Annotated in this window: 12 protein-coding genes; 6 read left to right on the forward strand and 6 right to left on the reverse strand. The window is 73.2% G+C overall.

What is annotated here, in order from left to right; translation table 11 throughout:
• On the reverse strand, positions 1 to 2,412 hold a 2,412-nt coding region (locus tag ABD844_RS35435), incomplete at its 3' end, for an ATP-binding protein (RefSeq protein ID WP_344887749.1).
• Between the two features lie 249 nt (positions 2,413 to 2,661).
• Between ABD844_RS35435 and ABD844_RS35440 the strand changes: the two genes are divergently transcribed.
• Positions 2,662 to 3,240 carry a TetR/AcrR family transcriptional regulator gene (locus ABD844_RS35440; protein ID WP_344887752.1) on the forward strand — a complete coding sequence of 193 codons (579 nt, stop codon included), beginning with the start codon at positions 2,662 to 2,664 and terminating at the stop codon, positions 3,238 to 3,240.
• A gap of 98 nt (positions 3,241 to 3,338) precedes the next feature.
• On the forward strand, positions 3,339 to 4,070 hold the full coding sequence (locus tag ABD844_RS35445) for a hypothetical protein (protein ID WP_344887755.1): 732 nt from the start codon (positions 3,339 to 3,341) through the stop codon (positions 4,068 to 4,070).
• 25 nt (positions 4,071 to 4,095) lie between these two features.
• Here ABD844_RS35445 and ABD844_RS35450 read toward each other — a convergent pair whose 3' ends face one another.
• The 3 genes from ABD844_RS35450 to ABD844_RS35460 all read right to left on the reverse strand — a co-directional run bounded on the left by ABD844_RS35450 (position 4,096) and on the right by ABD844_RS35460 (position 6,101).
• A complete protein-coding gene (locus tag ABD844_RS35450) occupies positions 4,096 to 4,845 on the reverse strand; it encodes a sulfite exporter TauE/SafE family protein (RefSeq protein ID WP_344887758.1) in 750 nt (249 codons plus the stop codon).
• Between the two features lie 84 nt (positions 4,846 to 4,929).
• Positions 4,930 to 5,553, reverse strand: coding sequence for a hypothetical protein (locus tag ABD844_RS35455; protein ID WP_344887761.1), 624 nt, complete (start codon positions 5,551 to 5,553; stop codon positions 4,930 to 4,932).
• Positions 5,553 to 6,101: an RNA polymerase sigma factor gene (locus ABD844_RS35460; RefSeq protein ID WP_344887764.1), complete on the reverse strand. Its 549-nt coding sequence runs from the start codon at positions 6,099 to 6,101 to the stop codon at positions 5,553 to 5,555. The genes ABD844_RS35455 and ABD844_RS35460 overlap by 1 nt, the downstream gene beginning before the upstream one ends.
• Positions 6,102 to 6,347: 246 nt before the next feature.
• Between ABD844_RS35460 and ABD844_RS35465 the strand changes: the two genes are divergently transcribed.
• The 4 genes from ABD844_RS35465 to ABD844_RS35480 all read left to right on the forward strand — a co-directional run bounded on the left by ABD844_RS35465 (position 6,348) and on the right by ABD844_RS35480 (position 12,635).
• Positions 6,348 to 7,544 carry a cytochrome P450 gene (locus tag ABD844_RS35465; RefSeq protein ID WP_344887767.1) on the forward strand — a complete coding sequence of 399 codons (1,197 nt, stop codon included), beginning with the start codon at positions 6,348 to 6,350 and terminating at the stop codon, positions 7,542 to 7,544.
• Positions 7,545 to 7,679: 135 nt separating this feature from the next.
• On the forward strand, positions 7,680 to 11,144 hold the full coding sequence (locus tag ABD844_RS35470; protein WP_344887770.1) for an ATP-binding protein: 3,465 nt from the start codon (positions 7,680 to 7,682) through the stop codon (positions 11,142 to 11,144).
• 196 nt (positions 11,145 to 11,340) lie between these two features.
• Entirely contained in the window at positions 11,341 to 11,490 is a 150-nt protein-coding gene (locus ABD844_RS35475) for a hypothetical protein (RefSeq protein WP_344887773.1), read from the forward strand.
• Positions 11,487 to 12,635, forward strand: a complete 1,149-nt coding sequence (locus ABD844_RS35480; protein ID WP_344887776.1) for a methyltransferase domain-containing protein — start codon at positions 11,487 to 11,489, stop codon at positions 12,633 to 12,635. The genes ABD844_RS35475 and ABD844_RS35480 overlap by 4 nt, the downstream gene beginning before the upstream one ends.
• A gap of 79 nt (positions 12,636 to 12,714) precedes the next feature.
• Here ABD844_RS35480 and ABD844_RS35485 read toward each other — a convergent pair whose 3' ends face one another.
• Together ABD844_RS35485 and ABD844_RS35490 are read right to left on the reverse strand one after the other, a co-directional pair.
• A complete protein-coding gene (locus ABD844_RS35485) occupies positions 12,715 to 13,557 on the reverse strand; it encodes an ABC transporter permease (protein ID WP_344887779.1) in 843 nt (280 codons plus the stop codon).
• Positions 13,554 to 14,522 carry an ATP-binding cassette domain-containing protein gene (locus ABD844_RS35490; RefSeq protein WP_344887782.1) on the reverse strand — a complete coding sequence of 323 codons (969 nt, stop codon included), beginning with the start codon at positions 14,520 to 14,522 and terminating at the stop codon, positions 13,554 to 13,556. Before ABD844_RS35490 ends, ABD844_RS35485 begins: the two co-directional genes overlap by 4 nt.
• Positions 14,523 to 14,529: the final 7 nt, after the last annotated feature.

Here is a 14,529-nt window from a genome sequence, read left to right on the forward strand (position 1 = left end):
GAGCGCGCCCGCGTCCCAGGCCAGCGCGCCCCGCGCCAGGTCGAGCCCGGCGTGCGCGGACGGCGCGGTCCTGCCCTCGATGCCCGCCGCGAACTCGGCCACCAGCCCCGCCGCCTCCTCCGGCCGCCCGGCCTTCAGCAGCGCCGCGACGGCGGCCGGCACGAGCTGGTCGCCCCACACCCACACGCCCTTGTGCCGCAGCCGGGTCACCGCCAGGTCGGCCGCGGCCAGCGCCGCCTCCAGCGCGCCTCTGGTCAGGTGCAGCTCGACCAGCCCGCTGGAGCCGGCCAGGGCGACCGGCAGGAAGCCGGAGTCCAGGTCGCGGACGCCGGCCGCCTCCAGGTGCTCGCCGGCCTCGTCCCACTCGCCCCTGGCCAGGCCCAGCACGCCGAGCGCGAGCCGGGCCTCCACCGCCAGCAGCGGGGCCTCGTACGTCATCTCCACGGCCGCCGCCGCCCGCTCGCGCAGGCCGTCCCAGCGGCCGGTCAGCAGGTCGAGCCGGAGCGAGGACATCTGCACGAGGAACACGGGGTAGAGCGCGCCGGTCTCCTCGGCGATCCGCCTGGCCCGGTCGGCGAAGCGTTCGGCCGCGCGGTAGTGGCCGAGGGCGAGGGCGGCGTCGTACACGTTGGAGTAGCCGCGCGCCACCTGCCTGCGCACCGCCGCGGACGGGTCGTTGGCCGGCAGCGTCTCGGCCAGCTCGAACGCCTCCTGCGAGCCGACCAGCATGGCGATGCTGACCTTGTTGGCCAGCACGGCGGCGGTCAGCTCGGGGTCGCGGCCCTCGGCCACCAGCTTCTCCGCCCGCGCCATCCACTCCTCGTGCATGGCCAGCGGCTCGCCGCCCCACGACGGCATCGCCAGCAGCGCCAGCCCGCGGGCGGCCAGGCACGGGTTGTCGGCCAGGTCGGGCAGCGCGGCCAGGATCTCCCTGCGGCCCGCGGTGATCGCCCCCGCCTGGTTGGACAGCAGCACGCCCAGGTTGAGCCGGGCCTCGCCGCGGGCCCGCCGGGACAGCAGGTCGTCGGAGAGCAGGTGGCGCAGGATGCGTACGACGCGGCGGTGCGACAGGCCGATCGCGGCGATCCGGCTGAGCCGCAGCGCCAGCGGGCCCCTGGCCTCCTGCGACAGCTTCGGGTCGGCGAGCAGCCCTTCGAGCAGTTCGACGGCGAGCGGGATGTCGCCGATGGCGGCGGCGTGGTCGGCGGCGGCGCTCCCGTGGCGCTGCCAGGCCGCGACATCGCCGGCGCGGCGGGCGTGGTGGGCGAGCTGGACGAGCGGCGGCGGGTCGAGCGCGGCCAGCGCGGACATGGCCCGCCGGTGGATGAGGCGGCGGTCGGGGCCGGGGATGGCGTCGTAGACGGCCTGGCGGGCGAGGGCGTGGCGGAAGCCGTACTGGCCGTCCTGCTGTTCCAGCAGCACCCCGGCCTGCAGCGCCTGGCTCAGCCCCGGCTCGGCGGGGTCGCCGCCGGAGACGGCGTTGATCAGCGGTTCCTCGGCCGGCAGGCCCAGGACGGCGGCGGCGTGCACGGCGCGCAACGCGGCCGATGACAGCCCGGTGAGCCGCTCGGCCATGGCCTCGCCCAGCAGCACCGGCACGGGCATGCGGTCGAGCGCGCCCGGCTCGGGCAGCCGTCCGTCGCCGTCGAGCAGCGACCGTACGACCTCCTCGATCACGAACGGCACCCCCGCGGTGCGTTCGTGCAGCTTGGCGGCGAAGGCGGGGGTCGGCGCGGCCCGGCCGAGCAGCGCCCCCGCCAGGCTGCGCACCCCCTCGACGTCGAGCGGCGTCAGCGAGATCACCTCGCTGCGCACCCCCGGCACCCGCCGGTACGCGTGCCCGAACGGCAGCCCCGGCACCGGCAGCTCCTCCCTGCGGAACGTGACCACCAGCGCCAGCCCCTCCGGCGGCTGGTCGGTCAGGAACCGCAGCAGGTCACGGGTGCCGTCGTCGGCCCAGTGCAGGTCCTCGACCACGAGCACGACCGGCCCGGCCGCGCCCAGCAGCGCGTGCACCGCGCGGAACAGGCGGTGCCGCTCGGCGCGGGGGTCGTCCAGCGGCGACGGGGAGGGGGCCGGCGGCAGGTGTCCCGCCAGCTCGGGCAGGTAGCCGCGCAGCGCCCCGGTGACGGGGCTGAGCCGGTCGCGGCCGGGCAGGGCCGTCGCGGCGTGGCGCAGCGCGTCGAACACCGGCCCGTACGGGAAGGGCTCGCGGATCTGCTGGCAGTGGCCGTGCAGCACGGTTCGCGTGCCGTCGGGGAGCAGGCCGGTCGCCGCCCTGACGAGGCTGGTCTTGCCGATGCCCGCCTCACCCTGCACCTGGATGACGGCGGGCGGGCCGCTGACGGCGGCGACGAGTAATCGCAACTGGGGCTCGCGCCCGACCAGCGAAGGAGAAGCCAGGCTTGCCATCGGGGTCTCCGTAACAGTGCAGGTTTACTCCGTCCCACCTCGCGAGTTTGCTGGCTTCTCCCTCATTCGTCCATCGTCTCTTTCCCTCCGGGGAGGGTTCTCCCGGCGCCGCCCCCGGGGCACGGTCCATGATCGACATAGGGCAGAATGATCTTGTGCGAGCCCTGACCGCAGCCGGGGCTCGCACGCCTTTCCACGTGCCGTTGCTCACGGAGCGCACGTCAGCCCTGACGGTAGGCTGGCCGCATCATGGAGACCACCATGGGGTTGCGCGAGCGCAAGAAGGCCGAGACGCGCCAGGCCGTCCACGAGGCGGCGCTACGGCTCGTGATCGAGCACGGGCTCGACGCCGTCACCGTCGAGGCGATCGCCGACGCGGCGAACATCTCGCGGCGCACGTTCTCCAACTACTTCTCCGGCAAGGAGGACGCGCTGCTCTACGGGGAGGAGCAGCGCATCAGGGCCCTGGTCGAGTGGGTGCGGAAGCAGCCGCCCGAGGTGCCGGCCTGGCAGGTGCTGCGGGGCTCGGCCGACCACCTCAACCGGGAGATGGGGGAGCCGGAGCGCGAGTCGGCGACGCGGGCTCGGCTGGCCAGGCAGCACCCGTCGCTGCTGGCCAGGCAGCTCGCCAACCACGCGGCGCTGGAGCGCGACCTCGCCGACGCGATCGACGGGCGACCGGCCCAGGTGTCGCCCAGGGTGCTCGCGGCGGCCTTCCTGGTGGCGATACGGCTGGCCGCGCAGGTGTGGACCGAGGAGCGGGAGGCCCGTACGCTGCGCGAGGTCGCGACCGAGATCCTCGACCAGATGGCCCGCTCGTTCGCCTGACGCCCGATCCTTCGGGGCTGGCGGTGGTGCTGGGTCTACCTGCGATGCTCGCCCGATCACCCGTGTGCCCGCGGCCTGCCGCGAGTTGGATGGCCGCTATGACGAACGCGGTTCCAGGTGAGATCCCGGGTCAGGTTTCCGGCGGGGTGCCGGGCCGTTGGGTGGAGGGGGCCGGGCTGGTGCTCGGGCCGGTGCTGCTCGCCGCCGGGGTGCTCCTCCGGATCGGCGAGGACGACTTCTTCCCCGGTCAGCTCGCCGCCTACGCCGCCGATCCCGGGCGGATGGCGCTGTCGTACGGTCTGTTCGCGGCCGGGGTCGTGCTGCTGTGGCCCGCCGTGACCGCGCTGGCCCGGCTCATCCGGCCCACCCGGCCAGGCTGGGCGCGGTGGGGGCTCACGCTGGTGGTGGCCGGGCTGTTCGGCCGGGTGTTCCACGCCGGGGTGAGCCACCTGGCCTTCCAGCTCGTGGACGCGCTCGGGCCGGTCGCGGCGCAGCGAGCGGTGGAGACGACGTACGGGGCGTTCCACGTGTTCAAGGCCACGAACGTGTGCATCATGGTCGGCTGGATCGTGCTGGCCGTCGGCGCGTATCGGGCCGGGGCGCTGGGTCTCGTTCGGTGCGTGGCGCTCGGGCTGGCGGCCGGGCTGCCGCTGGGGGTGCTCAAGGGCAGCAGCGACCCGGTCTCCCTGGTGGCGCCGGCGGGGCTGGCCGTCGCCCTGGTCCCGCTCGGCGTCACCGTGCTGCGGAACGGCCCCGCGCCCCGGTGGTGGGTCCTGGGGCTGGGGGTGGCGTTCGTGCCGGTCGCGTTCCTCCTGGGGCTGGTGGGCTGACCGCCTGCATCCCGCGCCGGGCGGGTCACTCGGTGAGCAGCTTGACGATGGCCGCGACCCCGATGCACACGATCACCCCGCGCAGCACCGGGGCCGGCAGCCTGCGCCCCATCCGCGCGCCCACGAACCCGCCCGCCATCGAGCCCAGCGCCACCAGCAGCACCGCGAGCCAGTCGACGTGGGCGACGAGCGCGTACAGGACGGCGGCCGTGGCGTTGACCAGCACGACGAGGACGTTCTTGGCGGCGTTGATCCGTTGCAGGTCCTCGTCGAGCAGGACGCCCATCAGGCCGATGAGCAGGATGCCCTGGCCCGCGCCGAAGTAGCCGCCGTACGCGCCGGACGCCAGCGCGCCCAGCCACAGCCACGGGCCGCCGTGCGCGTGCCGGGGCCGGTCGGCCAGCAGGCGGCTCAGCCGGGGCTGGATCATGACCATGGCGCACGACAGCGCGATGAGCACGGTGACGACCGCCGTGAACGTCCGCTCGGGCAGGCTGAGCAGCAGCACGGCACCGGCCAGCGAACCCGCCAGCGAGGCGGGGGCCAGCCGGAGCAGCCGGGCGCGCTGCCCACTCAGCTCGGCCCGGTAGCCCATGACACCGGTCAGCCCGCCGGGGACGAGGCCGATGTTGTTGGAGACGTTCGCCGTGATCGGCGGCAGGCCGACGGCGAGTAGCGTGGGGAAGGTGATGAGCGATCCGGAGCCGACGACGGTGTTGATCGCTCCGCCCGCGACCCCGGCCGCGAGCACCGCGACCATCTCCCAGGGTGTCATGCTCTGCGACTCTAGGGCATGTCTTGGCTGGTAAGACCAATCGTACCGCTATGTGAGATCAATCACGGCGCGCGACGTGGCGGGTCAGCTCCCGGCCGGTGGCCGGCCCTCGGGGCCGCCGAGGTCGTCCCAGGTCGGGTCCTCGACCGGGACGCACGGCTGCACCGGCCCGTCCATCACCAGCGCGCGAAACTGCCACAACGCCCGCGGCTTCTCCGGGCCGGAGGTCTGGTCCGCGTTTTCGGTGACCTCCATCATCACCGTCAGGCCGTCTTTGAGGTATTTGGGGGAGATTTCGACGCCCGCCCCGCGCGGCCGGGCGGCCTTGTACGAGAGGGACTCCTGGTAATTCCCCTTGGTCATGGATTCAAGGCCGTCGGCGATCCGCCCCCTCGTGCCCTCGCACTTCGTGCCCGGCCGGAGGTAGGTGACGTCGGCCGTGACACCCAGCTTCTTGAGGTCTCCCTCCAGCTTGTCGGCGTCCCTGAACTCGTTGATCTCCACCCGGATCGTGCCGTCCGCGTTCTCGCTCACCGCGTACGCGGGCTGCTCGGAGCCGGTCAGCAGCGGCAGCGCGACGGCCGCGGCCCCCGCGAGCGCGGCCACGGCCACTCCCGTGAACAGACGGCGGCGTACCCGGCGGGCGCGCTCGGCACGGGCGGCGATCTCGGTCTTGAGGTCCATCAGCAACTGCTCCTCGAAGGTCATCAGGTCGTTCCTTCCAGGACGAAGGGCAGGTTCCGGAGGGTCTTCCGCGCGCGGTGGAGCCGTACCATGGCGGTTCCCGATCGGATGCCGAGCGCCGTCGCCGCCTCGGTGACGGTGAGCTGTTCGAGCACGACCAGTTCCAGCACGGCGCGCTCCCCGTCCGGCAGGTCGGCCATGGCCTCGAACGCCAGCCTGGCGGGCCGCTCCGCGTCGATGCGCTCCTCCAGCCTGGCCACGTCGTCACCCGCCAGCGGACGCCGCCCGCTCACCCGATGCGTGAGCTGCGACTCCTTCAGCGCCCGCCGTCGCTCGGCCGACAGCGTGTTGCGTGCCACGCCGTACAGCCAGGCGATCTCGCTGCCCTTGCCCGGCCGGTAGGTGTGGGCCGAGTCGAGCACCGCGAGGAAGACGTCGGCCACCAGGTCGGCGACCGTGTGCGGGTCGTCGATCCGGCGGGCCAGGAACCGGGTGACCGCTTCGATGTGCCGCCGGTAGAAGGCTTCGAACGCCACGGGGTCCGTGGCGAGTGCCGCCCGTTTCAACCGCACCGGCCATGCTCCCTTCGTCGATCTACACCTCTTCTTGGTAAGTAGCCGCCGAAGGCTTACAAACACGTGCTGGTCGGGACGGACCAGCGCCAACGGCTCGCCCGGCAGGTCCACGATCCGCAACGGCACGCCCAGCGCACCCGCCGCGGCGTACGGGAGCACAACGATTGAAGACCGCAACTAGTGGACCGTCCCCGGCGATCAGTACGGTTGATCACAAAAATCCAGGATCATCCAGGGGATTGCATGAGCGAGACCTCGACGATGCCGCTGCACATGCGGCGGGTGGAGTTCGATCCCGCGCCGGAGCTGGCGTCCGCGCGGGACGATGAGCGGGTCAAACGGGTCGCGACGGCGTTCGGAGACGACGCCTGGCTCGTGACGCGCTACGCCGACGTGCGGGAGGTGCTCGGCGACGCCGAGCGATTCAAGGTCGCCCCGCAGACCATCGCACGGCTGCCAGGAGCGCCGCCGATGACGGAGGAGCAGCTTGCCAAAGTACGCGCGGGCAACCTGCTCGGCGTCGACCCGCCCGAGCACACGCGGCTGCGCAGGATGCTGACCCCCGAGTTCACCATTCGCAGGATGCGGCGGCTGGAACCGCGGATCGAGCGCATCGTGGCCGACCACCTCGACGCCATGGAGGCCGCCGGGGCGCCCGCCGATCTGGTGCCGTCGTTCGCGCTGCCGATCCCGTCGCTGGTGATCTGCGAGCTGCTGGGGGTGCCGTACGAGGACCGGGAGGGGTTCCAGCGGCGTACGAACCGGATGCTCGACATGACCGTGCCGGGCGAGGAGCGGATGAGGCTCCAGTTCGAGCAGCGGGCGTACATGGAGGGGCTGGTCGCCCGCATCCAGGCGAACCCGGGCGAGGAGCTGCTCGGCATGCTCGTACGCGAGCACGGCGACGACCTGTCCACCGACGAGCTGGTGGGGATCGGCGGGCTGCTGCTGTTCGCCGGGCACGAGACCACCTCCAACATGCTCGCCCTGGGCACGCTGGCGCTGCTGCGCAACCCCGAGCAGCTCGACCTGCTCAGGCGGGAGCCGGAGCGCATCGAGGCGGCGGTGGAGGAGCTGCTGCGCTTCCTCAGCATCGTCAACTCGGGCACCACGAAGGTCGCCACCGTGGACACCGAGGTCGGCGGCCAGCAGATCAAGGCGGGGGAGCTGGTGCTCTGCGCCCTGCCCGCCGCCAACCGCGACCCGTCGCTCATGCCGGACGCCGACACGTTCGACCTCACCCGGGGCGCGCCGGGCCACCTCGCGTTCGGGCACGGCGTGCACCACTGCCTCGGTGCGCCGCTGGCCCGCATGGAGCTGCGCATCGCCTTCCCCGCGCTGCTGGCCCGCTTCCCCGGCCTGCGGCTCACCGACACCGCCGCGCGGTTCCGCACGTCCAGCATCGTGTACGGGCTGTCCTCCCTGGAGGTCGCCTGGTAGGGCCCGCCACCGGGAGCCCGGCGTCGTGACCCCGGTGGGGCTCGGCGCCGGGTTCCCGGTCGCGTCCGGCGCCTGGCTCTGGGCCGCGTCCGGCAGTGGGAAATTGTCGGAGCGCCCGGATAACGTGCAAGGGTCATGCCTATCGACGTCGCGGCCCACGAGCTGATCGGCAGGGAGCACCCCGCCGCGCTGCTGCGTGCCGAGATCGGCCGGGTCGTCGGCAGCCACGGCGGGCTGGTGCTGGTCACCGGCGAGGCGGGCATCGGCAAGACCACGCTCGTCACCAGCGCCGCACGTGAGGCCAGGAGCCGCGGCGCGCTGGTGGTGGGCGGCGCGTGCTGGGATTCCGGCAGCGCCCCGGGCTACTGGCCGTGGGTCCAGGTCATCAGGGCGCTGCGGCGCGCGGCCGAGCCCGCGGAGTGGGCCGCCGCCGAGGAGGCCGCGGGCGGTAGCCTGACCGCCCTGCTCGGCGAGGCCCCGGGCGCGAGCCGCCGCGTCGAGGGCGAGCCGCCCGCCCAGGGCCAGGCACTCGACGGTTTCCAGGTCTTCGACGCCGTCACCTCCGCCCTGGTCGCGCTGGCCCAGCGCCGCCCGGTGGTGATCGTGATCGACGACCTCCACGTGGCCGACCCGGCCTCGCTGCGGCTGCTGGAGTTCGCGGCGCAGCAGACCTGGTTCGAACGGCTGTTGCTGATCGGCACCTACCGCGACGCCGAGGTCGAGCCGGTCGACCACCCGCTGCGCGACCTGCTGTCGCCGCTCGTGGCCAAGGCCACCACGATCACGCTCACCGGGCTCGACCAAGCGGGCGTCGGCGCGCTGATGGCCCGCACCGCCGGTCACGAGCCGCCGCCCGACCTGGTGGCCGAGGTCCACCTGCGCACGGGCGGCAACCCGTTCTTCGTCGAGCAGACCGCCAGGCTGTGGCGCAGCGGCGGTTCGGCCAGCGCCATCGCGCCCGGCGTGCGCGACGCGTTGCTGCGCCGCCTGTCGCTGCTGCCGCGGCTGGTGTCCGAGCTGTTGCCGGCCGCGGCGGTGCTGGGCAGGGAGTTCCACCGCCAGGTGCTCGCCGCTGCCATCGCGGCCCCGGTCGCGCACGTCGATCGGCTGCTGGAGCTGGCGGTGGTGGCCAAGCTCGTGGTGACCAAGGGCGGCGGGGTGTTCGCGTTCGCCCACGACCTGGTGCGCGAGACCCTCTACGACTCCCTCGACGACCCGCGCGCCAGGCACGCCGCAGTGGTCGCCGCCCTGGAGGGCTCGCCCGGCCTCGCGGGCAAGCTGCCGCCCAGCGACCTGGCCAGGCACGCCTACCTCGCGGGTGACCGGTTGAGCCCCGACCGCGCGATCGACCTCCTGCTCGACGCCGCCCGCGAGGCCAAGGGCCGGCTGGCGGGGGAGGAGCAGATCGTACACCTGCGCAGGGCTTACGAGCTGAGCGCCGCCGTGGCCCCGCGCAGGCGCGGCATGGTCGCGCTCGAGCTGGGCAGAGAGCTGCACCACCTCGACGAGCGCGACGAGGCCGACCGCGTCTTCGCCGAGGCCGCCGCCATCGCCCGCGACGTCGACGACCCCGAGCTGCCCGCCAGGGTCGCGCTCGTCTTCCACAGCCACTACGGCAGAGACAAGGCCCTGTCCCAGCTCAGAGACGCCCACCGCAGGCTGGTCGGCGGCGCGGCGCCCGACGAGCGGCTCGCGGTCGAGCTGGTCGTCCACCTGGTCAACCTGGCCAGGGGGCGGGGCGATGACGACGGGCTGGCGTTCGGGCTGTGGGCCCACCACGACATCATCTGGGGGCCGGGCACGGCCGACGAGCGGGTGGCGCTGACGGGCGAGCTGATCCACGTGGCGCGGCGCACCGCCGACGCCGATCTCGAACACTTCGCCACCGCCCTGCGCTGGGTGGCCATGATCGAACGTGGCGACCCCCGCTACCTCGACGAGTTCCACACCTACGCCGCCAGGGCGCGCGGCGGCGGCCGGCCCCACCTCGCGATGACCGCCGACGTCGACGCGAGCATCATCGCGGGCCTCACCGGCCGGTTCGACGAGGCCGAGTCCCTGATCCGCACCGTCCGGCCCGATCATCACCACGACCACTTCCTGTACATGATCGCGCATCACCGCTGGGCGATGATGGCGCTGCGGGGCCGCGTCGAGGAGCAGGAGCGGCTGCTGCGCGAGCTGAGGGGCACGGGCCACCCGTGCGTGCCGCTGCTGGAGTCTCTGACCGCCCTGCACGCCGGCGACCTCGACACGGCGCTGCGCCGTTTCGACGACCAGGAGCCCGACGACCGCATGATCCAGCCGATCTGGGTGCGCCTGCAGGCGGAGCTGGCCGCCGCCACCCAGGACCCCGAGCTGTGCGCCAGGGCCCGGTCCCTGCTGGCGCCGCATCGGGGGCAGTGGGCGGTGGCGCTGTTCGGCTGGGAGATCGGCGGGCCGTACGATCTCTGGCTGGGCCTGGTCGACGCGGCCGAGGAGCGCTGGGCGGAGGCGGTGGAAGAGCTCACCGCCGCCTACCGGGCGGCCGACGCGATGGGTGCCCGGCCGTGGTCCGTCCTGGCCCGTGCCCACCTGGCCGAGACCCTGCTCTCCAGCGGCGCCGCCACGGCGGCCCAGGGCCTGCTCGAAGGGGTGCGCCGGGAGGCGGAGGAGCTGGGGATGGAGTGGGCACGTCCGCAGCCGGGGTCGCTGTGGCGAGACGTACACCCCGGCGACGCCTCTCTCACCGGCCCGGTGGCGCGGGGCACCCTGGCACTGCTGGGCAACGACTGGCCGAACACCGCCTCCGCGTCCCCGGCCGTCGGCGAAGGGCCCGCACCGGCCGAGGGGAACGCGGCGCCCCCTTTGCCGGGCGGCCCGGCGGCCCCGGCCCTGGGCGCGGGCGGACCGATGGCCTGGGCCCCGCTCGATGGAGGCCCGGCGTCCCTGGCCCTGACCGATGGGGGACCGACATCCCCGGCCCCGACCGATGAGGGGTCGGCGTCCTCGGCTCTGACGGATGAAGGGCCGGAGTCCTCGGCCTCGGTCGGCGGCGGGTCCGCGTCCCCGGGCTCGGGCGAGTTCCGGCGGGAGGGCGCCGTCTGGTCGCTGGCGTTCGCGGGCAGGGTGGCCCACGTGCCCGACGCCAAGGGCCTGCGCGACCTGCACACCCTGCTGAGCCGCCCAGGCGACGACGTGCCCGCCGTCGTGCTGCTCGACCCCGCGGGCGGTGAGGTCGTGCTCGCGGCCCGCCGGATGGGCGGCGACGACGTGCTCGACGAGGAGGCCAAGACCCGCTACCGCCGCCACCTTGCCCGGCTCGACGAGGAGATCGACCGGGCCGCCGAGCTGGGCGACGACCGGCGGGCGGCAGAGCTGGACGAGGAGCGGGCCGCCCTGCTGGCAGAGCTGCGGGCGGCGGCGGGGCTCGGCGGTCGCACCCGGCGGCTGGGCGACGAGACCGAACGCGCCAGGAAGACCGTCACGGCCCGCATCCGCGACACGCTGCGCAAGCTCGACCACGCCCACCCCGAGCTGGCCACCCACCTGCGCGCCGCCATCTCGACCGGCACCACCTGCCGCTACCAGCCCCAGCACCAGGTCTCCTGGCGACTGTAGGGCGTCACCGCTCACGCGGACGGCGGCTCGACGGTGGACCGCTCGGGCGCGGGTAATCCACTGGCCGGGACGGCCTGCTTCCGCTGCGGACAGCGGTTCGCCGACCCGGGTAGGTATGGGTTTCTCTCCTTGCCCATCCCTCACGGTAGCCGTACGGTCACGGCGAGATGTTGTCACAGGTTGAGGGGAGCCGAGCGTGGGTGGGAAGCACAGCGGCGAGCAGAAGAAGGACAAGCCGTTCGAGCCGCCGCCGCCGTCGAAGGACCGTCAAGGCGGCGGCCGGCACGGCGGCGGCAACGGCAATGCGGGCACCGGCAACCAGGGCGGCGAGGGCAGCGGGAAGTGACGAGCCCCGACGACCGGACAGAGGCGCTGATCCATGAGATCAGCGCCCTCTCTCCCGCCGGCGGCCGGGTGTACGACGCCTTCCGCGCCGTGCACCGTCACCTGTTCATCCCGCCGGTCGGGCTCGCCGACGCCGGCGACGACAGCAAACGGATCATCGACCGGGCCTCCGACCCCCAGGACTGGATGGCGGCCGTCTACACCGACACCGTCATCGTCACCCAGTTGGACGACGGCGCCACCCCTCTCCGGGAAGCGGCCGGGGAGTACACGTCGTCGGCTTCCGCGCCCAGCACCGTCGCCGACCTGCTGGAGTGGCTGACCATCGAGCCCGGCCACCGCGTACTGGAAATCGGGACCGGAACCGGCTGGACCGCCGCCCTGCTGTCTCACCTGGTCGGCGCGGGTGGGGCGGTGACGTCGATCGAGGTGGACCCCTCGGTCGCCGAGCAGGCGGCCAAGAGCCTCGCCGCGGCCGGCGTCCACCCGCACCTGGTGGTGGGTGACGGCGCGGAAGGTTACCCCGAGCATGCTCCCTTCGACCGGGTGCACGTCACCTGCGGCATCCGTACGGTGCCGTACGGGTGGGTCGAGCAGGCCCGGCCGGGCGGCGTGATCGTGGCTCCGTACCGGCCCGGGTTCGGCGTCGACCACGCCCTGCGGCTCGTCGTCAGGTCTGGCGGTGTCGCGCACGGCCGCTTCCCCGGCTTCGCCTCCTACATGCTGATGCGCGCCCAGCGGAAACCGCGAACCAGGGCGGCGCGGCGGCCGGAGGACAAGCACTGGTCGAGTACGGACATCGACCCGCGGACGGTCGCGTACGCCCCTCCCGGCGCGGGCCTGGCGATCTCGGCGTTGACCGGGATCGCCTCCGTCCACGCCGACGACCGGGACGAAGACGGGGAGCTGTTCCGGCTGTGGCTGTCCGACCCGGCTGACCCGTACTCGTGGGGGACGGTGGAGTGGCGGCCCGGCGAAACCGAGTTCGAGGTGTACCAGGTGGGCAGCCGGCCTCTGTGGGACGAGGTCGTGGACGCCTACTTCCGGTGGGTGGGGTGGGGCGAGCCCGGCCCCGACCGGTTCGGCATGACGGTCGGCCCGGACGGGCAACGAGTCTGGCTCGACGACCCCGGCCGCGTGCTCTGACCCCGCGCGCGTACGACCGCGCGCGGGATTCCACCACCTCGAGGACCCTTGATCCCGGCCGCGTTTTCCCAGCTAGAACTCACTTGCGGTTGTAGAGGCGCATCGTCAGGGAGCCGAAGATCGCGATGAAGGCGGCGGAGGCCACCAGGACCCAGATGATCTCGCCGGTGTCGGTCGTGCCCCCCATCAACGACCGGACCGCGCTGACCAGGTGGCTGATCGGGTTCGCGTTGACGAACACCTGGAGCCAGCCCGGCATCGTGGACGGGTCCACGTACACGTTGCTCAGGAAGGTCAGCGGGAACAGCACCAGCATGCTGACCCCCATGACCGCCTTCTCGCTGCGCATCAGCAGGCCGAACATCGTCCACACCCACGAGAACGCGAACGAGAACACCAGCAGCAGCAGGATCCCGACGAGCACCCCGGCGAGCCCGCCCTGCGGGCGGAAGCCCATCACCAGGCCGACCAGGAGGATGACGGTCGAGGCGATGGTGTAGCGCAGCAGGTCGCCCAGCAGGTAGCCGACCATCGTGGACGGACGCCAGATCGGCAGGGTGCGGAAACGGTCGAAGACGCCCTTGTCGATGTCCTTGTTCACCTCCAGACCGGTGTACATAGTGATCATCACGACGCTCGTCACCATGATGCCGGGCAGCAGGAACTGCAGGTATTCGGTCGGCGAGCCGGCCAGCGCGCCCCCGAACAGGTACGTGAACAGCAGCGTCATCATGAGGGGGAACGCCGTCACGTCGAAGAGCTGCTCGGGCACGTGCTTGATCTTCAACATCGCCCGCCAGCCGAACGTCATCGACGCCGACCAGGCGCTCGGCCGCGCCGGTTTGGCCGCCGGGGCGAGGACGGTGGCCAGGGCCTCGGACGCGGGCACGTAGGCGGTGCCGCTCTCGGTGGTCGTGCTCATGCTGCTGCCTCCTCAGTGGCGGGGCGGTCGGTGAGGGAGAGGAAGACCTCGTCGAGGCTGGGCTGTCCGAGGGAGAAGTCGTCGACGACGATGCCCGCCTCGGCCAGGTGGGCGAGGGCCCGTGCGGCCTGTGCCGCCTCGTCGCCCGTGCCGGTGATGCGGGCGGTGAGCGCCACCGGGTCGGCCTCCAGGTAGACGGGCGTGTCGAGGGATTCGGCGAGTACGCGTTCTGCGTCGGGACGGGTGGCCGCGTCGCGCAGGCGTACGTGGATGGAGCCCGAGCCGACGGACGACTTCAGCTCGCCGGGAGTGCCCTCGGCGATGACCCGGCCGTGGTCGATGACCGCGATGCGCTGTGCCAGCCGGTCGGCCTCCTCCAGGTATTGGGTGGTCAGCAGCACCGTGGTGCCGTGGGCCACGACGATGCGGACGATGTCCCAGACCTGGTTGCGGCTGCGCGGGTCGAGACCGGTGGTGGGCTCGTCGAGGAAGAGCAGGTCGGGCGTGTTGAGGATGCTGGCGGCGATGTCGAGGCGGCGCCGCATGCCGCCCGAGTACGTCTTGGCCTGCCGCCCGGCCGCCTCCGACAGCCCGAACGCGTCCAACAGTTGGTCGGCCCGCTCGCGCGCCGCCGGTTTGCGGTGGCCGAGGAGGCGGGCGAGCAGGACGAGGTTCTCGGCGCCGGTCATCTCCTCGTCGACGGAGGCGTACTGGCCGGTCAGGCTGACCCGTGACCGTACGGCGTCGGCCTCGCGCACCACGTCGTGCCCGAACACGGTCGCCTCACCGCCGTCGGGCCGCGTCAGCGTGGCCAGCATGCGTACGGCGGTCGTCTTGCCCGCGCCGTTGGGGCCGAGCACGCCGTAGACGGCGCCGGCGGGCACGGAGAGGTCGAGGCCGTCCACGGCGCGCGTGTCGCCGAAGACCTTGACCAGGCCGGAGGTGTGGATTGCCAGGTCTGGCATGGACGAG

This window comes from Nonomuraea antimicrobica, from assembly GCF_039536965.1.
GTDB classification, from domain to species: Bacteria; Actinomycetota; Actinomycetes; order Streptosporangiales; family Streptosporangiaceae; genus Nonomuraea; species Nonomuraea antimicrobica.

Coding starts and splice junctions, on each gene's coding strand:
- ABD844_RS35440 (WP_344887752.1), top strand. CDS start 2,662: ATGGAGACCACCATGGGGTTGCGCGAGCGCAAGAAGGCCGAGACGCGC.
- ABD844_RS35445 (WP_344887755.1), top strand. CDS start 3,339: ATGACGAACGCGGTTCCAGGTGAGATCCCGGGTCAGGTTTCCGGCGGG.
- ABD844_RS35450 (WP_344887758.1), bottom strand. CDS start 4,845: ATGACACCCTGGGAGATGGTCGCGGTGCTCGCGGCCGGGGTCGCGGGC.
- ABD844_RS35455 (WP_344887761.1), bottom strand. CDS start 5,553: ATGACCTTCGAGGAGCAGTTGCTGATGGACCTCAAGACCGAGATCGCC.
- ABD844_RS35465 (WP_344887767.1), top strand. CDS start 6,348: ATGAGCGAGACCTCGACGATGCCGCTGCACATGCGGCGGGTGGAGTTC.
- ABD844_RS35470 (WP_344887770.1), top strand. CDS start 7,680: ATGCCTATCGACGTCGCGGCCCACGAGCTGATCGGCAGGGAGCACCCC.
- ABD844_RS35485 (WP_344887779.1), bottom strand. CDS start 13,557: ATGAGCACGACCACCGAGAGCGGCACCGCCTACGTGCCCGCGTCCGAG.
- ABD844_RS35490 (WP_344887782.1), bottom strand. CDS start 14,522: ATGCCAGACCTGGCAATCCACACCTCCGGCCTGGTCAAGGTCTTCGGC.